Source organism: Filimonas zeae, from assembly GCF_014641615.1.
Lineage (GTDB): Bacteria > Bacteroidota > Bacteroidia > Chitinophagales > Chitinophagaceae > Filimonas > Filimonas zeae.
In genome coordinates this window covers 186103-207678 of the sequence record NZ_BMIB01000001.1, presented here as the reverse complement: position 1 = coordinate 207678, position 21576 = coordinate 186103, and the positions used below count along the sequence as shown (strand labels likewise).

Genomic DNA, 21576 nt, shown 5'->3' with positions numbered 1-21576 from the left:
TTATAAAAACACCTGTTGTATGCCTGCTAAAATTTCTGTTGTTATACCTACGTATCAACGCCCGCATTTACTGGAGAAGTGCCTGCTGGCACTTTCTCAACAAAGTTTTCCTCCGGATCAGTTTGAAGTACTGGTAGTTACTGATGGGCCGGACGATGAAAGTTTTGCCACCGTACGCCGCTTTCAGCAACTGGGCCATACCTATATGTATGTAACTGCATTGCCTGAAAAGAAAGGCCCGGCCGCCGCCCGCAACAAAGGGTGGCGTATGGCACAGGGCGATCTGATTGTTTTTACAGATGACGACTGCATACCCCACCGGGATTTTGTAGCCGCTTACCACCAGGCACGCCTGGCAACCTATAAAAAATATATTGCTTTTTCAGGTAAGGTAATAGTTCCTGTGAGCAAACACCCTACTGATTATGAACAGAACACCGCACACCTGGCCACTGCCGATTTTATTACTGCCAACTGCGCGTGCACGCGTGCAGCGCTGGAAGATGTAGGTGGGTTTGATGAAGCCTTTACCGCAGCATGGCGGGAGGATAGCGATCTGGAATTTAAATTCCTGCATGCTAATATTCCTATTTATAAAATAGATACCGCTATTGTAGAACATCCTGTTCGCGCAGCACACTGGGGTGTAAGCCTTAAAGAGCAGCGTAAAAGCGTATATAACGCCTTGCTCTATAAAAAGTTTCCTGATATGTATCGCCGCCGTATTGCCCAGGGGCCGCAGTGGCGCTACTATGCCATTATTGTGTGCTTTCTGCTTACGCTTATCAGCGCTTTCTATGGCGCTTATACCAGCACCCTGCTGGCGCTGGCGGGCTGGGCCTGGTTAACCGGCGCTTTTGCTTATAAAAGACTTTCCGGTAAATCACGTTCACTGTCGCATGTAAGCGAAATGATTTATACCTCCGCACTCATCCCGTTTTTATCCGTATTCTGGACGCTTTACGGGGCTATTCGTTACAAAGTACTATTCCTATGATATTATCACAAAACCAAATCCGAAAAATTGCCGTATTCAGAGCCCTGCAACTGGGCGATCTGCTGAATACCATACCGGCCATGCGCGCGTTGCGGCAGGCCTATCCACATGCGCGCATTACCCTGATTGGCCTGCCCTGGGCAGCCTCGCTGCTGCAACGGTTTCCCGATTACTTTGACGACTTTATTCATTTTCCCGGTTACCCCGGCCTGCCGGAGCAACCTTTTGATGAAACAGGTTTCGCCTGCTTTACCAACAGAATGAAAGAAGAACAGTTTGATTTGCTGCTACAGATGCAGGGTAATGGCACCGTGGTTAATCCGTTGATGCACCAGCTGTATGCCCGCCATGTAGCAGGTTTTCATAATGCAGACAGCCATGTAAACTCACCACTTTTTGCTAATTATCCTAACGAAGGGCCTGAGCTGAAAAGGCATCTGCACCTGATGCAGCACCTGGGCATTACTGCACAGGGCAGCCATATGGAGTTTCCGGTATTGCCGGAAGACGAAGCAGAAGTAAAAAAATTATATCTGCCTGTTATGGAACGCAGTTATGTAATTGTACACCCCGGCAGCCGTGGTGCCTGGCGCCAGTGGCCGCCCCACTATTTTGCGTTTGCTGCAGATAGCTGTATTGAAAAAGGTTACACGGTTATTGTAACCGGAACCAAAGACGAAAGAGATATAACAAGGGAAGTATTGAAATGTATGCGCCACCCGGCCATTGACCTTACGGGCAAAACCAGCCTGGGCGCTATTGGCCTGTTAATACGCGATGCCTATATGCTTATAGCCAATTGTACCGGCGTATCGCATATTGCCTCTGCAACGGAAACGCCCAGTGTAATTATAAGTATGGATGGCGAGCCCGAAAGATGGGGCCCGTTAAACCGGAATATTCATAAAGTGATAGACTGGACCAGAGAGCCACATGCCGATCTGGTATGGCAGGCACTGGAAACATTATTTAACCGGCAACACGCCGCCACTGCATAAAGCTTATGACACACCTGCAAATACCAGAGCATTTTACCTATGGGAATATTGTGTATGAGGTAGCGTACACCATTGCTGATAACACGGCCGATGTAATAACCCGGCCTTTGGAAATACCAGACAGCACCGGTGTACCCTACTCATTTGATATCAGCAATGGTGCTTTTATTTATCACGACCGTTTGGCTGATGAAAAGCACAATACCGTATTCATCAGCGCATTAACTACGTTTCTGAACAATCATGTTGCTTTATAGCAGCGTGTAAGGCGCTGCTATTTGCCTGCTTTTTTGTGGTATTCAATATCCCAATGCAGCATGGCCTCTTCAATAGTAGCGCCGGAACCTATTACATTATCGTGCGGGGGTGCGCCCAACACACAATAAAAAGTATTACCATCCCGGTATATATCGGGTCGAAAGTTTTTAACTGAAGCGGGAACATCTTCCCGCGTATAATCTACGTGTATCCGTTCTTTTTCCAGTGACATATTCATAAGTTACGTTTTTTTATCCAGAAAATCAAACAAGCCTTTCACCAGGGCCTTCCACTGTAGCTTGGATATGCCAATAGCACCCGCTGAGCCTGCTACAGCATTGCGTATACGATCAGCCGTTTCGTGCACATGCACATTAGGCACCTCGTTACGGCCATACACGGTAGTAGTTAATGTAAGCCCATCTCTTTTTACTACAAACGAACTGGTAGCTTCTTTATCCAGAAAATGAGCTACTCCGTTCATATTGTTAAAAGGCGATGCTGCGGGCCTTGCCTGTAACACCACAAATTCCTGCCTTTCATTCAGCTTTACCTGTTCCAGCTTTTCAATCTGCACCCAGTCGTAACCATTACCCGCTATGGGGCCGGGGCCGGGTATATCAATCTGTATAAACTGCCCTTCAGCGGCAGCCAGTGCCAGCTTGTTTCCTTTATCATCGGTAAGCTGAAAGCCCGATGATAAAAAACCGCACCACTTGTTCCAGTTATTTACATCTTTCAATCGTAAGGCAAGAATATCAAACCAGGCAAGTGCCGTTTCTTCATCCGGAGCTTCCAGCGTATGTGAGGTTTCTGTTTCTTCTCCGGTATACTGCGCAGGTATATAGGGCGCAACAATATCTTCGGCCATGGCAATCGTTTTTAATCACGCTAAGTTAATTACTTCCAGCGGAGCATCCGCAGGACCGGTTAATACATTCCCGTCACAATCGTAACGTGCTCCATGGCACGGGCAATCCCACGACTTTTCTGCTGTGTTCCACGCCACATCACATTTTAAATGTGTACAGGAAGGGCTTACTGCATGTATAACACCTTCATCATTTTTATACAAAGCCACCTTATGATCTTCATACTTCACCACTTTAGCCTCACCCGGCGCCAGTTCTGCCAGTTGCTCCAGCGTAGTACCAGAAAACAGCTTACCTATAAACTGCTTTACCACATCTGCATTATGGCTGATGAAGTTGGTAAAACCGGCTACCGGTTTAATTCTGTTGGGGTTAAACAATACTTCACCTGCCGGCTTCTCCTGCAATAACATGCGGGTAAGCAGCAAAGCTGCTACGGTACTATACGTCATTCCATTACCACCATAACCGGTGGCCACATATACATGGTCTGCCTGACCCGGCAAATGCCCTATGTAAGGCAAACCATCTGCCGGTTCAAAGTATTGTGACGACCATTCATAGGCCACCTCCTTTACTTTAAAATATTTGCGCACATGCGCTTCCAGTTTGCGGAAGCATTGTTGCGTATTGGGCTCTTCGCCGGTTTTATGGTCTTCACCACCTGCTATCAGATACCGCTGACCGTTTACTTCCTGTGTGCGGTAATAATGATAAGGATCGTACATATCGTAAGCGAGGTTTTCCGGATAGGCTTCCTCTTCCAGCGTTACCGCCATGGCATAACTGCGGTAAGGCACACAACGCAGGTGCAACAGGTTAACACCGGGCGGTATATGTGTGGCATACACCAGATCTACACCACGGAATATACCGTTTTCAGTGGTTACCTCCACATGCGTTTCCAGTACCTGCGAAGCAGTAACCCGGCAATCCTGCACAATGCAGCCGCCTGCTGCTTCAAACGCTTTGGCAAGGCCATATATATAAGGTAACGGATTAAATTGCGCCTGCCCCTTTACCTGCAAGGCTTTGGTAAAAGCAACGGGTACGGGTATATGAGGTGTATATTCCGCAGTAACACCTGCCTCAATGGTTGCTTTACGTATCTCTTCCAGTTCCTCTTCCTGCTCCGGCTGCTGTGCAAACAAAAATGCATCCGCATCCTTCAGTCCGCATTCAATAGCATATCTGCTGCAGGTGCTTTTTATCCATTCTACTGCTTCCTGCACACACATAGCCACCTGCTGCGCGCCTTCTTTTCCAAAGTTTTTACTAATGGTAGTATAAGGCACATCTAACAGGGTATTTAAATGGGCAGTAGTGCCTCCGGTGGTACCAAAGCCCAGGTTAGCCGCTTCCAGCAACAGGCATTTTTTGCCCCGCTGCTGTAACAGCAACCCGGTAGTAATACCGGTAATGCCGCCGCCCACTATAATTACATCGTAAGTAATGCCGGAATCAGCAATATTTACCGGCATATAAGGTTGTATTTCCGCCTGCCACAAGCTGCTGCAAAAGCCATCTCTGCGTATCATAGGTAGTACGTTTATGGTAAAACGTGCATCAATTACCTTGCCATGGGAAGTTACTGTTCCGGCACAGAAAATACCAGGCCCGGCCAGTAAGCCTTTGGTGCAGGGGCAAAAAAAATCCCGCCTAAAGCGGGATTATATGAGCGGAAGACCAGGCTCGAACTGGCCACCCCGACCTTGGCAAGGTCGTGCTCTACCAAATGAGCTACTTCCGCATTTCCTGTAAGATCTCGTTTCCTTTTCTTTGTTAACCACCTTTGTATCAGTGGCTTACTGCGAATCGGGTTGCAAATATAGGAATGCGTTTGATAATCAAACAAATTTTCCGCGTCTTTTTTAGAATTTATTTTTCTGTAACAGCAGGGCCTACAAAAAAGGCCGCATTGCTGCGGCCCTTGTTTACACAAACAACCAGCATTCCGCTAGGGCATGCTATAGAGTTTTACGTTGAATATTTTGAAAAAAGTGCCGGTATCAGGCAGTTTAGCCTGTGCACCTATGGTAATTTCTCCGGCAGTTGTCAGCTCAAAACTAACAGCATTGGTAGTATTCTTCACCAGCGACTTATACACCAGCGAACCGGAAGCTACCTGCGCAATATCTGCCAGCCCGGCTCCTTTTGCTACTACCAGGTATTTCTCACCTGCATCTGAGCAATCACCCGTTAACACTTCCAGTGAATACTTACCAGCCGGCAAGGTAAGCGTCTGGTAAATCTTACCATTATTTACGGCTGGCAGCCCCCATCCTGCTTCCATGCTTAACGCTACAGAAGGCAGCCACGAGCCGGCATCCAGGCCACCTATTCCGTTGGCATTACGCACATCTGCGTTGGTAACCCAATCTGCCGGTGTACGCCAACGGTCGTTACCACCTGCTGAGTTTTTAAAGTCAGGGCCGGCATTTTTTACATACTGGCTGGTTATTTCAAATTTTACACCCATACTTTGCCAGGCAGTGTAAAAAGTGTCTATAGAGGCACTATCCGGCAAATACACCGTGCGGTAGTTGTATTTACTTCCCGATTTATAAGATGGCAAAGTAGTAGTCATTTGTTCTACCGGGCTTGTTACCGTAGCAGTGCTGCCATCTGTTTTAGTGTACGATACTACACTGGCCCTTGCACCGGATGACAAATCAAACTCACCCCATACAATGCTGGTATTGCCAGAGGGCAGTAATTCACCACTCAGTACCGGACGGTTTGAAAGGCTGGCCTCATATCTTTCGCCATACACCGCACCAGAGGCAGTTACTGTTACTGAGCGGTTGCCTGAAGCATCAAAGGTTACTACTTCAAACGTATGCCTCCCTTCCTGTAATCCGGTGAGAATACGGTTAAGCGTATCTCCCTTTCCGGAATGCGCAATAGGAACAGATACCGAGTCAGCCTTGTTATCCCAGTAAATACGGCAAAACGTTACTTTAGGATCGGGAGATATCAGCGCATTTACCAGCACACGCCTGTTACCGGATTTAATACGTAGAGAATCTACTTTTCCCACATAGATGATTTCTCCCCCGTTGCTAATAAACTTTTCTTTATAATCATCGCTTTTTGAACAGGCCGCTAGCAGGCCTGTCAGCAAACAGATGTAAATAATATTTTTATTCATAACTATTCATTAATGGTCAACAATCGGGCTTCTAACGCGGATCGCCGTAAACCGATAATTCGTTAATACTCTGCGCCGTACCGCCTGCAAAGTTTTCCAGGCAGCGTATACGTATATATCGCACCTTAGGTGCATTCAAATCTACCTCCCAGTTAAAACCAGCTGCCGCAGTGGCCTGGTCTGTATTGCTATCAGTACCATAAGGCGTTCCGGATGGCTTAATTACCTCGTAACTACCCAGCAGGTGCCAGCTGTTATCCAGCTCACCACTCAGCGAAGGAGATGCAGAGCCATATATCTCAAAACGCTTCATAGTAGTAAGGTAATAGTAACGGTTGCCTTCCGGAAAAGGACGTATCCATATACGGCTTATTTTACCGGTAGCACCCAGGTTAAAAGTTATCATATGTGGCTTGTCACCTCCGTTTACCTGGTGCGTAAAACTGGTATTAGGCCAGCCCAGCTTGTTATCCCATGCATAAGGTAAAGCGGCACCATTGGTTACCTGCGGCGCATCACCCGGCAGCACAAATGCCGAAAAGTTGGCTTTACTGAATTCTGTTTCATACAGCGGGCGGAAGGTTTTAAACAAAGTATCCGTAATGTTACCCCACTTGTCTGATACGGTAAAACCATACCGGTACTCCGTAGTATCCAGGCCACGTATTTTGGCAATTACAGTATCTGCATTGGTGTATACGCTTTTGTTAATATCAACTTCATACTCACCATACACGTTTTTGCCCAGTACATTTATTACAATGTCATCGCGGGTAGCGTTAGAAGCAGTCAGGTTAAACCCACCAAAAGCAGTGGTAACCTGCAGGCTTTTAAACACACGCAGTATTGGCGGCTCTAACGGCTTTATTTTTACCACCGTGGGCTCAGACTGTACTTCACTCCTGCTTACAGAGTAAAGGGTTATCTCATGCTCCAGCGTATCAGCTATCCCTTCAATCAGCAATGAGTTGGAAAAATAAGAGGCCTTGGTTTCCGCCTGTTTGCCATTACCCAGTTTATACACGGCTTTTACGTAAAGCAACACAGTATCTTTAGGAATGGTATAAGATATGGCAGCGCCCCCAGGCTTGTTTACCACCTGCACATTGCTTACCTTTTGCGGCACCGTTCCGCTGCCTACCTGTGGCGAGTGCCTGTCTGCCTCTTTACGGCAGCCGGCAAAAGTGGCTGCTAAAGCAACCGTTACCAGCATATAAGAATATATAATTCGCATACTTATTTTTTTAGTTTATACAATTACCATCCGGGGTTTTCTACCAGTTTGGGATTGCGGCGGGTATCAAAGTTTCCGATAGGCCAGAAATAATCTCTGGGGGTATTAAACTGCTGGCTGAATACGGTTCTTTCTTTATAGTACGTTTCAGCTACTTTGCCCGTAATCGTCCATCCGGTAATATCCTTGTTCAACTCTTCTGCCGCCTCTTTCCAGCGACGTAAATCCCAGAAGCGCTGCCCTTCAAACGCCAGCTCAATGGCTCTTTCCCGGTGAATAATTCTTCTTAACCCATCCTGCGAAGTGTATTTGGCCGGATTGGAAGAATAGGTACTCCACGATTCTGCTACCCCTTTCAACCCTGCGCGCTGCCGTACTTTATCAATGTATACAATGGCTTGTGCCGATGCTGGCTGTGCTTCATTCAAAGCTTCTGCATACAACAGATACAGATCAGCCAACCGCATTTCAGGCCATGGGTAGCTGCGCCATACGGGGGCTGCATTGCCGGCAGTGGTAGATTCCCAGCTTACCAGCTTCTTCACAAAATAACCCGTCTCGCTCCAGTTGGTAAAATGCCCAAAGCCAGCTTTTTCCCCATTCTTGGCCTTTACATAAAAGGTATTGATATCACTACCGGTGCTATTGCCATCTCTCATATACCAGATACCACCATCAAAACCCAGGTCGGCATAAAAACGCGGCTCGCGGTCAAAGTTCAGGCGGGCAGTAACAAAACCCGGCTCTATCTGGTAAGCTTCTGCCGGCGTAGCGGTGCGCAGCTGCTCGTAGTTGGTAAAGCTTAACGTTTTGTCTTCTTCAATAGGCACGCCGTTTTTGGTATAAAACAGCTTGGCTATTTTAATAGGCGGCGCCCACAAACCACTCAATGCCCATCTGTCGGTATTAGAACCTCTTTCCATAGGTGGCATACAAAGCGATTCGTTAGGAAAGTACATCTGCGAATTACCCCATATGTGCTCTGTATTCCAACGCTGCGTAACCGCATTGCGTATGTTTAACTGTGTTTTGGTTTCCGCACTCAGCTTATATACATCGTTCTGGTAAGTATATAACACAGCGCCGTTGGACTCTGCTGACTGAATAGCCGCCCATGCGGCATCCCGTGCACGCTCCCATTTGGCTGGCACATAAGTGGCGTTAAATAAGGCCACACCATCTCTGTCTCTGAAACCGGCATAGTCAGGGTTTCCGTTAAACAACGGGCTTGCCGCCATTACCAGCAAACGTGCCTTTAATGCCAGCACTATGCTTTTGGTAGCACGCCCCATTTCGGTGTTCTGGTTCACTATACGATCGGGCAGATTTGTTATTGACTTATCCAGCAACGCAGCAATGTAATTTACACAGGAGTCTACAGGCATACGCTTTACAGTAGTGTTTTCCAGCGGAGCATCAATGGGTATATTCTGGTCAATCAGAGGAATGGGACCATACATCCGCAGCATATGAAAATGATAATATGCCTTCAGAAACTGTACTTCTGAAATCCAGCGCTCTCTTTCTGAACTGGAAATATCCGGCACTTTGGTAAGGTCAGACATGTTTTCAATAAACGTGTTACAGTCTCTTATGCCTGCCCACATTTTCTGGTAGTCGAACCTGGTGTTACCGTTTCCTCCCTTACGCAAACCTGCCCACTCATCAAACAATGGCGTAGAAACATTCTGCTGCCCCTGCGCAATACGGAAGGCCGCATGCCAGGTAGTCTGGTCTGTTTGTGGATACCATATTTCATCTGCCCCTGCCATTGCCGGGTTATACCAGCCATCGCCATTTTTAGGCATATACGAGTAACAGGTAAATAAAAACTTCTCTGCCTCTACCCGCAGCTTAAAGGCATTATCCAGGGTGGCTACGTTATCCGGCACCACGTTCAGGTATTTTTTGCAGGAACTGATACCAGCCAGCATACACAGCAGTGCGGGCAACAGATACCATCCGCTTCGCTTTTTATAAAAATGCATAATCAATTATTTTACAGTTCGCAATCGCAATTAAAAATTAAGCTGGGCACCAAGGCTGTATACCGCCTGAATTGGGTATCCCAGGCCATTTCCGCCCATTTCCACATCCCACAACTTAAACTTGCTGAACAGGGCTACGTTGTTGGCTGTGAAATAGATACGCGGCGACTTCAGGCCCAGTTTTCTGAAATCAGGAAGCGTGTACCCCATATCAATACTCTTCAGACGCAGAAAGCTTCCATCACGCATCCACCAGGTAGAACGTTTGTTGTTAGACTCCACACGCCAGGTGCTTAAACGTGGCCAGAAGGCATACAAATCAGGGTTGGTCTGGCTGTAGTAGCTGTTATTAACAGCAGTGAGCAAACCGTTTTCATAGCCACCGTTTTGAAAAAAGGGCTGCACGTTCTCCGGGTTGATAAAGAAACTACTGCGTGCAGACCCCTGGAAATAAAAACTAAAATCAAATCTTTTATATCCCATAGAGGCACCAAAACCGTAAATAATTTCCGGCTGTTGCGGCAAGCCAATAGGCACCATGTCATCTTCGTTTATCTGGCCATCGCCACTTACATCGCGGTACTTAATATCGCCTGCCAGTAATCCACGGTCGCCAAATTGTACAGGCGAGTTTTCTACCTCTTTTTTATCTACAAACAAACGCTCAGCTATATAGCCCCAGTTCTGGCTGATAGAGTGGCCTTTGCTGGATAAGTAAGAAAGACGTGTGGGATAACTGATTTCATCCGTAACCAAACGCTTGCTGGTAGCATAGGTAAACGTGCCGCGTATATTACTCCAGAAATCCTTTGTCCAGGATTTCTGATATTTCAAAGCAATATCAACACCCTTGCTTTCTGCTTTACCGTAGTTGGAAGAAGGGGTAACGGTAAGTCCGTAAGCCGATTCTGTATAACTCTTAGGCTGCAATATCTGCGAGCGTACCTGGCGGTAAGCATCTACCGTAATTTCCACATCATTAAACAGTTTTATATCTAACCCCAGGTTCAACTGTCTGGATAATTCCCAGGTAATATTGGGGTTGGCATAGCGGTTAATAGATACCCCGTTACGCCAGTAGTTACCCGCTCCCTCATTGCGTCCGAAATCGGCCCTGAAACGGCCATCATTCATATTTACATCCGACAGGTAAAAGAAGCGATCGTTCACGTTGCCTATCTGGTCATTACCCACTACACCGTAGGTAGCCCGCAGCTTCAGATCGGTGAACCATTTGGTTAACGGTCTGAAAAATGCTTCTTCAGATATGCGGTAACCTAAGCCTGCAGAAGGAAAGAAGCCATATCTTTTATGACCTGCAAAACGCTCAGAGCCGTTATAACCAAAATTAAATTCAGCCAGATAACGGTTATCGTATGCATAGGTAAAGCGGCCTGAAACGCCCTGGTTTCTGCGTGGCAGCGAAGCGGTTACCGAGCCTGCATTACCGGTTTGATAATCAGAGATGTAAGAGATAAGCATACCACTTACGCGATGCATTGCCCCAAATGAGTGATTATAGTTAACAGATCCCTCCAGCCATAAGCGTGAGTCTACCACCTTATCATCATTATCTCCTTCATCATATCCCAGGTATTCTGTACCCACGGTACCAATAGAAGTAGCAGAACCATCATTCAGCACATTCAGGTTATAGTCCTGCGTAGCAGCATTATATACAGCTCTGTAATAGAATGGATTGTAAAACCTGGATACCTGAAAATAAGAATACCTTCTCAGGTAACCCATTGCACGCATACTTAAACCAGGCGTAATAAAGTTCAGATTCTGCTTCAGCTCCAGCTGCGGCTGCAGGTTAGAGGTTTTATACACTCTATACCCTTTCACCATTTCTGCATAAGGGTTTACATACAGCGTACTGCTTAAACCTCCATTGGAAAAGGTAGGTGCAGAACCAAACAACGGATGTTCTATATAAGGCAGTTTAGACTTAGGATATACCGCCGGAAACATTACCGGGTTACTCCACAGTGCATTGTTAAACGTTCCCGCACCACCGGCTACAGGCCCGCGGTAATCATCAAACTGGCCGTACATTCTTATAATCAGTTCGGTATTGCTGGTAACATTAATATTAATATTGGTACGCAGCGAGTAGTTGGCCAGCCGTATATTGTTGCTGAACTGGTTTACCGGATCAGTTTTTAAAATACCGTTGTCCTGGTTGTACGTACCTGCCACATAATAACGCGCTTTGGGCGAGCCGCCACTCACGTTCAGATTATAACTCTGGTTTGAGGTCTGTTTTTTAATCAGCCGGTCAACCCAGTTATTGTTAGGGTACAGGTTGGGATCATCCCCTTTAATGGTATGATCAATTTTGTTTTGGGAATAGGGTTGAATAGCGTTGGGGGAACGTGTGGTTGCCGCTTCATTGGCCACACGCATAAAAGTAATGTTATCAGTCAGTTCTATATTACGTGTGTTTTTAGAAACACGGTTTTCTACACGCAGGCTGAATTTAGCAGCACCATCCTTACCACTGCGGGTATTAATTAATACTACGCCGTTGGCACCTCTGGCACCGTATATAGATGCAGCTGCAGCATCTTTTAACACCGAGAAATCTGCAATATCATCCGGCTGTATCCGCGCCATATCTGTGGGAGAAGACTCCACACCGTCAATCAGAATCAGCGGGTCTTGTTTACCGGTACCAAAGGTGGAAAGGCCACGGATGTAAAAGGTGGAGTTATTGGTTCCCAAACCCGGCTCGCCACTTTGCTGAAAAGAAATCATACCTGGTATACGCCCTGCCATCATGTTGGTAAGGTTACCCGTGGGGCCTTTTAACTCTTTCACATCCACAGTAGTAATAGAGCTTACCATACTGGCCTTGCGTTGGGTACCGCCAAAACCGGTAATAGTAATGTCATTCAATGTGTTATTCATGGCCTTCAGGGTTATGTTTACGGTACTCTGGCCATTAATAGGTACCTCCTGTAATTCGTACCCCACGCTGGTAAACACCAGTATACCGTTGGCGGGTACTCTCAGAGAATAAAAGCCGTTCTGATCGGAACGGGAACCTTTTTTAGGGTCTGCTTTAAGGGTTACGCTCACTCCTTCCAAAACGGAAGTGTCTGAACTGACTTTACCTCTAACGGTAATCAGGTTGTCTTGCGAGACGGCCTTGTTGGCCAGTAGCAACAACAGCAAAAACGCCATCATTGTCAAAGGCCAGCCTTTGATAAGCTGTCTTTTTTTCATACGCATGCTATGGTTTAATTAAAATTGAATGGAAGCGGCAGGGTAATCATGTGAAGCCTTCTGATTATAACAGTGCAGGTTGTAAATAACACCTGTACCCGAAAGTGTCAATTGTACACAGGGAGATAATGGCAATACACAATTCATACGGCAACGCAGTTAGTAGGTAATTAAGCAATCATTACAGCAGATTTCCTGTCTGCTCTGCCACAAATTTAACAGCGCTTTAAGTTTTTGTACAGGGGGTAAAATCAGGAAAGGTGAGGGCCAAATTCACAATTTGCGCTTTCCCCCTGTGGCTGAAGGTTGCCACCTGGTGTGATAATTGTTTCTTTTACAACAAAAACACCCTATGAAGCCGTATACCACCATTATTGCTACCACTTTTTACTGCCTGCTGGCTTTTACCGCTACCAGCCAGTCCACTGTACCGCCATTGAATGGATGGAATATGCAGCAGCAACAATTGTATTACCTGTTTACGCCTAAAACATTATTGAAAACCGGAGTTACTTATGAAATTATGCCTCCGGTACAGGCCGGCGACAGCAGCATTGCCAACTGGCTGGATAACCGGGTACTGGCTGAGATAAAAGCGGCAGGCTATACACCCGGTATTACCCAGGTGACCAGCAGACCAGCGCAACAGTATCAAACATTTGCTACCAATGTTACCGATGCCAGGGGCCGTAAGTGGACAATCAGCTTCATAGCCTTTCAGCAAACGGATAAAACTATCCGCTACGCCCGTATTATGTTACCTTCCACCTATAGCAATACTTACCTTAAACCTGCCGTGGGGCATTTTATGAAATGGTCTAAACAGGCAGGCATTGCTTCATCCGGCACTACCGGCAACGCTGCCACCTCCCCCAACACATCATCCCGCAGCACTACAGGTAAATCTGCCACCCGAAACAAAAAAGCCGGCACGCCGGTAACAGCCCCCGGCGCAGGGCTAAAACCAGCTGATATTAAAGGAGTTGCTATTCACCTGGAGTATGGCACCGGCGTAGGCGGCATGATGATTACAGAATACCGCCCTTATCTGATGCTGAAAGATGGCAGCGTTTTTAAATACCCCGACTGCTCACCCTACGATCTGGATGTGGCCGCCTCCCGCCAAACGCAACCCACCCGCTGGGGCACCTGGAAGCTGGAGGGCAAAACCCTGGTAGTAACCCTGCCAGAAAAAAACGGCATGGAAACAGACCGGTGGGAGCAACATTGGTTCTGGACCATTCCCGCCAAACCAGGCGAGAAAATTACCGGCTCCTTTACCACCATTTCCGGTGGCGGCAATACCGCATTAGGTGGCTCAGCCATGACTTTTTCTTCTGCCAACCTCAGTTTTAACCAGCAGGGGCAGTTTACGTACGAAAGAACGGGAGGTGGAAGCAATTCCGCTGCGGGCACTGCTGTATCAGCCTATTCTTCTCAAAATAAGGCAGGTAGATATACTTTGAATGAATTTGGTTTGGAGTTGAAGTTTAATAACGGACAAGTAAAGCGGAGTCTGTTTTATTTCTATCCGGACAGCCATACCACGTTTGGAGTAAATGATGATGCGTATGTAGCGGCTAAGAAGTAATTACATAAAGTATATGCATAAAACAAAAAAAGGCCGCACAATGTGCAGCCTTTTTTTGTTGTGTGCCCCCGAACGGAGTTGAACCGTTACTCGCATTGCTGCGAACAGGATTTTAAGTCCTGCGTGTCTACCAATTCCACCACAAGGGCATCCGGAAAAAAAATCCCGCAGTAAGCGGGATTGATTCCTGAGAGCGGAAGACCAGGCTCGAACTGGCCACCCCGACCTTGGCAAGGTCGTGCTCTACCAAATGAGCTACTTCCGCATTTCCTGTAAGAACTTACTTCCTTCTTCGTTTTAAGCACTTTTGTATCAGTGGCTTATTGCGAATCGGGTTGCAAATATAGAAGTAATTATTGAAAGCCAAAATTTTATTTCATTTTTTTCTGCGGTCTTCCCAGTCGGCAGGGCATACATCAGCATCAGATTCTGGTGCAATACTTGCCGTTCCTATCGCATTATTATGTTTTATGAACAATGAATTACAGGAAAAGATAAGACTATCCCGTCAGGCATTTGAAATAGCTACACAGGTGAGCGGGCAGTTGCAGGCATATTTTCAGATTAATAATCTGGGGGTAGCTGCTACTATGCCAAACACACTGGCAGTATCGGGCAGTGTTGGCAGTGAGCAGGAGCAAATGGAAGTAGCGCAGTTTTTAAAAGAGCAGATGCCCGACTGGCAATTGGTATTGAATCTGAATGTAGAATAGATAGTAAAAAGGCCGCCAGCTGGCGGCCTTTTTACTATCTATTTATCTGTACTGTTAATAGTTACTTTTCCCGCTTTCAGCGCTTTACCACTAACGGTTAATTCAATTGGCCCGGCTGTTTTGTTTGCCTGAACCAGTACTACCAGCTTACCGCTGAAGGCTTTCATATGCGGCAGATGAAACTGCTCTAAAGAGGTAGCATCACCATTACAGGCTGCCCGGTAAGTACCATTACCTTTTACAGCAAAAGAAAGCTCATCGGCTGCCGTTGGGCATACATTGCCATTCTTATCCACAACAGATACGGTAACAAATGAAATATCTTCACCATCCGCTTTAATGGTGCTTCTGTCCGGCGCTACCACTATCTTATAAGGCTTACCTGCGGTAGATACGGATTGCTCAGCCACAGGCTTGTCATTCTTGTCGTAAGCTACCACTTTAATGGTACCGGGCTCATACTTCACATCCATCCACATAAGGCGATACCTGTTTTGCGGGGTGGAATTGTTTTTGGTTTGAATGCCCATGCTTTTACCGTTTACAAACAACTCTGCTTTATCGTAGTTGGTATATGCAAACACAGGGGTAACCTGCCCTTCACGGCCTGCCCAGTTCCAATGAGGTAATATGTGTAAGGTAGGCGACTGTGTATTCCAGCGGCTGCGGTACAGGTAATAGCGGTCTTTCGGAAGCCCTGCCAGGTCATTGATGCCAAAGTAAGAACTTCTGGAAGGCCATTTGTCATCGTAAGGGGTAGGCTCGCCTAAATAGTCAAAACCTGTCCACACAAACTCACCAATCACCCATGGCTTATCATCCTGTAACATAAAATCTTCTTCGGGCAGGTTACTCCAGCTGCAATATTCCATATCGTAAGAAGAGCACTGATAATCGTCATATTGTTTTTCAACCCCTTTCACTACCGGAAATTTGTAAACACCGCGTGAGCTAACGGTAGAAGCAGTTTCAGAACCTAACAGCATACCCTGGGGGAAGGTTTTGTAAGCCTCTTCATACAAGTGTGTACGGTAGTTTAAACCTGGTATATCCAGCAAGGCGCCAAAGCCAGATTGCATAGTAGCCTTCACCTGGTCCATACCTACCGTTACAGGCCGGGTAGGGTCTTCGCGGTGGAAAATCTCATTCAGCCATTTAGCACGTTTTACCCCTTCACTACCCCACTGGTCAGGCACCTCATTACCACTGCTCCACATAATAATACAGGGGTGGTTTTTAGTAGCCTTTACCAGATTAATAATATCTTTTTCTGCATCGGTATTAAAGAAACGGGCATACCCGCTATCTACTTTGGGTTTAGCCCACTCATCAAAGCTTTCTGCCAGAAACATAAAGCCCATTTCATCAGCCAGTTCCAGCTGCTCCAGCGAAGGCATGTTGTGCGAGCTGCGGATAGCGTCACAACCCATATCTTTCAAAATCTGCAATTGTCTGCGTAAAGCAGATTTGTTCATAGCAGCACCTAACGGGCCCAGATCGTGGTGCAGGCATACACCCTTTATCTTTCTTACCTGTCCGTTTAAGCTAAAGCCTACGCCCGCTTTGTAACTGATTTCGCGTATACCAAAACGGGTAACTACTTCATCCTTTAACTCATTGCCGCTGTACAGTCTGGAAACAGCGGTATACAGCGATGGTGTTTCAGGACTCCATAACAATGGCTGATTCACGGCTAAATTCTGATCAAACTCTTTACCAAATGGCTTGCGTGCAGTATCGCTGGCAACAAAGCGGCCCTGCGGGTCGCGTATTTCTGTAACCAGCCAGGCATCCTGCCCCGCCACTGTAGTTTTAATATTTACTTTACCACGGGCAGCTGTTGCCACCGGGGTTGTAACAGATACGCCCCACTGCTCTATACTTTCTGCATCTTTTTCAATAATGCTCACTTTACGGTATAAACCGGCACCTGGGTACCAACGGGAAGAAAGGCCCTGATTGCTAAGATGAACAGCCAGTAAATTTTGTCCGGTGGCATTGATGCGATCAGAAATATCAAAATAAAAGTAATTGTATCCATAATTCCAGGAACCTACCGGCTGGCCATTTAAAAACACCTTCGGCTGGCTCATAGCGCCTTCAAACAACAGAATTACTTTTCTGCCTTTTTTGTAGTTGGGCAGGGTAAAGCTATTGCGATACCAGCCTTCGCCAATAAAAGGCAACGATCCGGTTCTGCCCGTTTTTTCAGTGGCCACTTTTTCGTTGTTCTGCGTAATGGCAACCACCTGCTTGTCTACCTCTTTATCAAACGGACCATAAATAGCCCAGTCGTGCGGCACCTGTACAGTTTGCCAGCTTTTGTCATCAAAGCCGGTGGCAAAAGCGTTATCATTTTTGCCTTTGCTGAATTTCCAGTTGTCTTTTAATTCAGTAACTGTGCGTACCTGGCCAAACGATGCCTGGTGCCATACCGAAAACAAAATCAGAAGTGAAAAAAGTCTCATAGAAAAAATGGTTTAAGTGTGCCATTGCCGGGTCTGTTTCTGATTTACCCCGGGTGACGGATCTGAGAAAGCTATTTTATTGCTGTGGCCCTGCAATGAAAAAGGCTGCCATAGAATTTTGCTAACTTAAAGAGCGCTCAACAAGTGATATTTGCCCCGTGTTTAAAAGTAGTTTCCGTTTCAAACACGGGGGCAAATATAGCAGTATGAACACAAACGAGCCAAAGAGATCCCGAAAATGACAGTTACTTTGCTTTCAGTCTCCCTAAGAACGTAGCTTTCCGTGGGCTACCTTTGCAAGCAGGTAGAAACTTTTCTGCCGTTTTGATGAAAGCGTAGCACAATGAAACAACACATTTTTGACGTTAGCCTTAAAACAATAGGGTTAATTCATGTAAACAGCGACTGCCTTGCTGTGGTAAATTCTGATGCCTATAAAGCTTACATCAAGGTATTATACCTGCCAAAGGGGTATACTATTAAGGTAGATTTTGATATCTATACAACTGAAAAACCTGCTCTTTTTTTTATTAGCCCCAATCAGGTACTCAGTATGGAAGGCGTATGTGATGAAGTGGGCTATTTTATGTTTTACAATCGTGATTTCTATTGCATACAGATACATGATGAAGAAGTGGCCTGTGACGGACTGTTATTTAACAATATCCATAACTTACCTATGACAACCGTGCCCGAACAGGATGCGGCCTTTATCAACTATCTTTTTGCCCGGATGGAAGATGAATTCAGTGATAAAGAGGCTTCGCACGAAGAAATGCTTCGCACCTATTTAAAGCAATTGCTTATTAAAGCCACAAGATTGTGGAAGCAACAGCAACTGGATGGCGTGCTGGCTCACCAAAACAACGATGCTGAATTTTTCAGAAAGTTTACACAGCTGGTAGAAGCGCATTATAAGGAAAAACATACAGTGGCTGATTATGCAGATCTATTGCTGATACCTCCAAAAACAATTACCCGGAAATTTAAACAGCTGGGGCTACCCCAGCCTAACGAAGTAATTAAAAACCGAATCATCCTGGAAGCGAAGAGGCTGCTGGTACATACTGCCATGACAGGCAAAGAGATTGCCTATGAATTGGGGTATGAAGACCCGGCTTACTTCAGCCGCCTGTTTTTAATAAAAACAGGTGAGTCGCCTTCCGGTTTTAAAGCAAAATACCTTGCGCAAAGCAATATAGAAGCGGGTAGTTTTACGCCATAATCCCAAACAGACAGATTTAAAAATCGCCGAAAGGAAAAATCTGCAAGACAACTGTCCTTTTGTCCATTCTCTACCGCTTGCCTTCTGCTGATCTTTGTACTGTTAATTGATAAACAAACACAACAGTCATGAAAACAGCAATCTTAACCATCAGCCTCTTAACGGCTTTCATTTTTAACCATTCTCTTTTTGCGCAAACTCAAAGAGTGCCCGCTTCAGCCGGCAGGGCAGAATATATAGAAGTAGAGCCCAATGTAAAACTTCATGTAACAGATCTTGGCGAAGGCAGACCCATTGTTCTTATACACGGCTGGCCTTTAAACGACGCCATGTACGAGTATCAGTATCAATATCTGGTGAATAAAGGATTCAGGGTTATCGGTATTTCATTAAGAGGCTTTGGAAAATCCGACAGACCTTACGGCAGGTACGACTTTGATGTTTTTTCTGACGATATAAAGGTGGTTCTTGATAAGTTGAAAATAGAAAATGCGGTACTCGGCGGGTTTTCGATGGGTGGGGCTGTAGTTATTCACTACATGGCTAAGTATAACGGTGCACATATAGGTAAACTGGCCTTATTTGGCGCCGCTGCACCATCCTGGAAACAGCGCGACGGATATCCATATGGCATTTCGGAGGAAGGAGCAGCTGGTTTGATTAAGACAACCGAAACCAACAGGCAACAATTAATAGCCGGCTTTGGAAAAGGATTCGGAGCCACTGAAAACAGCATCCCTGAACCACTGGCCAAGTGGCTGGAAAGTATCAGTTCAGATGCCTCACCTTATGCTACTACCCAGGCTATTGCCGCATTGCGCAACCTGGATTTACGCCCGGTGCTGGGTAAAATAAACGTACCGGTAGCCATATTTCATGGTACAAAAGATAAGCTGTGTGAATTTGCCTTTGCAGAGCAGCTGCAAAAGGGTATCAAAAATGCTTACATTGTTAAATTCGAAAACAGCGGACATGCATTGTTTCTGGAAGAGATGGAAAAATTCAACTCAGAACTGGAAAAATTTTCAAAACTGTAAGCAATACAATTACGTCTGATACAATTACCCGATCAGCCTCTATATTTTGTTACTATATCAGTATATCCGGCCAAAGGTCGGATATAGTTTTTACCGGAAGGAGTATACATTAACAGGGTGTTGTTTGAAAGATGTTTGAAAGAAGCCCTGAAATGCAAAAGCCGCGCAATGCGCGGCTTACATAATTTACTGATAATCTGTGCCCCCGAACGGAGTTGAACCGTTACTCGCATTGCTGCGAACAGGATTTTAAGTCCTGCGTGTCTACCAATTCCACCACAAGGGCATCCCGGAAAAAAATCCCGCCACAAAGCGGGATTCCTTCTCTGAGCGGAAGACCAGGCTCGAACTGGCCACCCCGACCTTGGCAAGGTCGTGCTCTACCAAATGAGCTACTTCCGCATTTACACTATAAGAACTGATGATCAACCGGCAAATGAATAACCGTTTGCCGGCTGATAACTATTTTATTTATACTCTGGGGTATACTTGGTGCTGCTCTGAATTTCAACATCAGGCTTGCCCTTGTAACGTTGCTTGTACAAACGGAAACATCCACCTAAAACAAATGCCAGGATGCAGAAAAAAGACACATAAAACACAAAACGTGATGAGCTTACTCTGTTGTACCTGAAATCTTTCTCTTTGTAGTTATCTTCTATCTCGTGTGACATAGTCTGAATATTGCGTGGCAAAAATAAGGATGTAGAGGTATATAACCAGCCTGTTAATGAACAATTTCTGTAAATTGTTTGCGGCCTTTTATAAAATACGACCATACAACGGAACGATAACTTACGCCAGCCAGTTGTTTCATGGGTTTGGTAACCAGCCGCTTCTGCGGCTTCTGTGCAAACATCCATTTCCATACATCACAATGCGCCTGCATAATGGCCTTTACGCTGTTCACATCTTTCGATAGCAAACATTTGGCAGCAAAAGCCCAATCGAGCAGCAGGCGAAAAGGAAACTTCCACCACTTTTCTGCCGCAGGCAGGTTCTTTAACAGCATTACCAGGTTATTGCGAAAATTGAGGTAGGTTTTGCGGTGCCCTTTAGGCAAAGTACCCCCGCCCACATGGTATACTACCGAAGCGGGGCAGCAATACAACTGATACCCCGCCAGTTGCACCCGCCAGCACAAATCAATTTCTTCCTGGTGTGCAAAAAAGTATTCATCCAGCCCGCCCACTTCGTGGTAAACGGATGTTTTAATAAACATAGCAGCGCCCGATGCCCAGAAAACAGGCTTAGGCTCGTTGTATTGCAGGGTATCCTGCTCCAGTATATCAAATATGCGGCCTCTGGCAAAGGGGTAGCCTAAAAAATCCAGCCAGCCACCGGCCGCACCGGCATATTCAAAAAAATCTTTGCGGTGGTAATCCAGCAACTTAGGCTGGCATACAGCTATAGTGGGTTGCTGCTGCATCAGCGCTATCACCGGTTCAATCCAGTCAGGCGCTACTTCTACATCAGAGTTCAACAGCACATAGTAATCGCTCTGTACCTGTGCCAGCGCTTTGTTATAGCCACCGGCAAAGCCGTAATTACTGGTGTTGAGAATAATTTCTACAGTGGGGAATTGTTCTTTTAAAAGGGCTACCGAGTCATCCAGCGAAGCATTGTCCGCTACAATTACCCGTTTGTTGGGATAAGTGGAAGCCAGAACCGAGGGAAGAAATCTTTCCAGATAATTTCTTCCGTTATAATTCAGTATAACAATAGCAACTTCCGGTAGGTTCAAGCAAATAGTTTTTTCAAATGTACGGTGCGGGGGTTGACAATCCGCACCGTACATCATTCTGTATAATGT

Annotated in this window: 16 protein-coding genes and 5 tRNA genes; 7 read left to right on the top strand and 14 right to left on the bottom strand. The window is 46.0% G+C overall.

Annotated features, from left to right (window positions below; all coding sequences use genetic code 11):
- The first annotated feature begins 19 nt into the window (after positions 1-19).
- The 3 genes from IEY13_RS00950 to IEY13_RS00940 are packed head-to-tail and all read left to right on the top strand — an operon-like array spanning position 20 to position 2252.
- Positions 20-997, top strand: a complete 978-nt coding sequence (locus tag IEY13_RS00950; protein WP_188949772.1) for a glycosyltransferase family 2 protein — start codon at positions 20-22, stop codon at positions 995-997.
- The gene (locus IEY13_RS00945) at positions 994-1995 is read left to right on the top strand and encodes a glycosyltransferase family 9 protein (protein WP_188949769.1); all 1002 of its coding nucleotides are present in this window, start codon (positions 994-996) and stop codon (positions 1993-1995) included. Before IEY13_RS00950 ends, IEY13_RS00945 begins: the two co-directional genes overlap by 4 nt.
- 5 nt (positions 1996-2000) lie before the next feature.
- Positions 2001-2252 (top strand): hypothetical protein, encoded by a 252-nt coding sequence (locus IEY13_RS00940; protein ID WP_188949767.1) that lies wholly within the window; start codon positions 2001-2003, stop codon positions 2250-2252.
- A 17-nt stretch (positions 2253-2269) separates the two neighbouring features.
- Here the strand turns inward: IEY13_RS00940 and IEY13_RS00935 are convergent, their stop codons facing one another.
- The 8 genes from IEY13_RS00935 to IEY13_RS00900 form a co-directional block, all read right to left on the bottom strand.
- Positions 2270-2491: a hypothetical protein gene (locus tag IEY13_RS00935; RefSeq protein ID WP_188949765.1), complete on the bottom strand. Its 222-nt coding sequence runs from the start codon at positions 2489-2491 to the stop codon at positions 2270-2272.
- A 3-nt stretch (positions 2492-2494) separates the two neighbouring features.
- Positions 2495-3124, bottom strand: coding sequence for a hypothetical protein (locus tag IEY13_RS00930; RefSeq protein ID WP_188949763.1), 630 nt, complete (start codon positions 3122-3124; stop codon positions 2495-2497).
- Between the two features lie 15 nt (positions 3125-3139).
- The gene (locus IEY13_RS00925) at positions 3140-4663 is read right to left on the bottom strand and encodes an FAD-dependent oxidoreductase (RefSeq protein ID WP_188949761.1); all 1524 of its coding nucleotides are present in this window, start codon (positions 4661-4663) and stop codon (positions 3140-3142) included.
- Positions 4664-4802: 139 nt separating this feature from the next.
- Positions 4803-4875 (bottom strand) — tRNA-Gly (locus IEY13_RS00920).
- A gap of 207 nt (positions 4876-5082) precedes the next feature.
- Positions 5083-6276 carry a DUF4998 domain-containing protein gene (locus IEY13_RS00915; protein ID WP_188949759.1) on the bottom strand — a complete coding sequence of 398 codons (1194 nt, stop codon included), beginning with the start codon at positions 6274-6276 and terminating at the stop codon, positions 5083-5085.
- Between the two features lie 31 nt (positions 6277-6307).
- Entirely contained in the window at positions 6308-7510 is a 1203-nt protein-coding gene (locus IEY13_RS00910) for a DUF5000 domain-containing lipoprotein (protein ID WP_188949757.1), read from the bottom strand.
- Between the two features lie 23 nt (positions 7511-7533).
- On the bottom strand, positions 7534-9498 hold the full coding sequence (locus IEY13_RS00905; protein ID WP_188949755.1) for a RagB/SusD family nutrient uptake outer membrane protein: 1965 nt from the start codon (positions 9496-9498) through the stop codon (positions 7534-7536).
- Between the two features lie 30 nt (positions 9499-9528).
- The gene (locus IEY13_RS00900; RefSeq protein WP_229687662.1) at positions 9529-12729 is read right to left on the bottom strand and encodes a SusC/RagA family TonB-linked outer membrane protein; all 3201 of its coding nucleotides are present in this window, start codon (positions 12727-12729) and stop codon (positions 9529-9531) included.
- Between the two features lie 352 nt (positions 12730-13081).
- Here IEY13_RS00900 and IEY13_RS00895 point away from each other — a divergent pair, with 352 nt between their 5' ends.
- Positions 13082-14320: a hypothetical protein gene (locus tag IEY13_RS00895; protein WP_188949753.1), complete on the top strand. Its 1239-nt coding sequence runs from the start codon at positions 13082-13084 to the stop codon at positions 14318-14320.
- 63 nt (positions 14321-14383) lie between these two features.
- Here the strand turns inward: IEY13_RS00895 and IEY13_RS00890 are convergent.
- Together IEY13_RS00890 and IEY13_RS00885 are read right to left on the bottom strand one after the other, a co-directional pair.
- Positions 14384-14469: transfer RNA gene (locus IEY13_RS00890), tRNA-Leu, on the bottom strand.
- Between the two features lie 43 nt (positions 14470-14512).
- Positions 14513-14585, bottom strand: a tRNA-Gly gene (locus IEY13_RS00885).
- 205 nt (positions 14586-14790) lie between these two features.
- Here IEY13_RS00885 and IEY13_RS00880 point away from each other — a divergent pair.
- Positions 14791-15033, top strand: a complete 243-nt coding sequence (locus IEY13_RS00880) for a hypothetical protein (RefSeq protein ID WP_188949751.1) — start codon at positions 14791-14793, stop codon at positions 15031-15033.
- A gap of 38 nt (positions 15034-15071) precedes the next feature.
- Here the strand turns inward: IEY13_RS00880 and IEY13_RS00875 are convergent, their stop codons facing one another.
- On the bottom strand, positions 15072-17501 hold the full coding sequence (locus IEY13_RS00875; protein WP_188949749.1) for a DUF4982 domain-containing protein: 2430 nt from the start codon (positions 17499-17501) through the stop codon (positions 15072-15074).
- Positions 17502-17844: 343 nt separating this feature from the next.
- Here IEY13_RS00875 and IEY13_RS00870 point away from each other — a divergent pair, with 343 nt between their 5' ends.
- The gene (locus IEY13_RS00870; RefSeq protein WP_188949747.1) at positions 17845-18726 is read left to right on the top strand and encodes a helix-turn-helix domain-containing protein; all 882 of its coding nucleotides are present in this window, start codon (positions 17845-17847) and stop codon (positions 18724-18726) included.
- Between the two features lie 128 nt (positions 18727-18854).
- Positions 18855-19763, top strand: a complete 909-nt coding sequence (locus IEY13_RS00865; protein ID WP_188949745.1) for an alpha/beta fold hydrolase — start codon at positions 18855-18857, stop codon at positions 19761-19763.
- Positions 19764-19963: 200 nt separating this feature from the next.
- Here IEY13_RS00865 and IEY13_RS00860 read toward each other — a convergent pair.
- The 3 genes from IEY13_RS00860 to IEY13_RS00850 all read right to left on the bottom strand — a co-directional run bounded on the left by IEY13_RS00860 (position 19964) and on the right by IEY13_RS00850 (position 21507).
- Positions 19964-20049 (bottom strand) — tRNA-Leu (locus IEY13_RS00860).
- Positions 20050-20092: 43 nt separating this feature from the next.
- Positions 20093-20165 (bottom strand) — tRNA-Gly (locus IEY13_RS00855).
- A 325-nt stretch (positions 20166-20490) separates the two neighbouring features.
- On the bottom strand, positions 20491-21507 hold the full coding sequence (locus tag IEY13_RS00850; protein ID WP_229687660.1) for a glycosyltransferase family 2 protein: 1017 nt from the start codon (positions 21505-21507) through the stop codon (positions 20491-20493).
- Between the last annotated feature and the right edge of the window lie 69 nt (positions 21508-21576).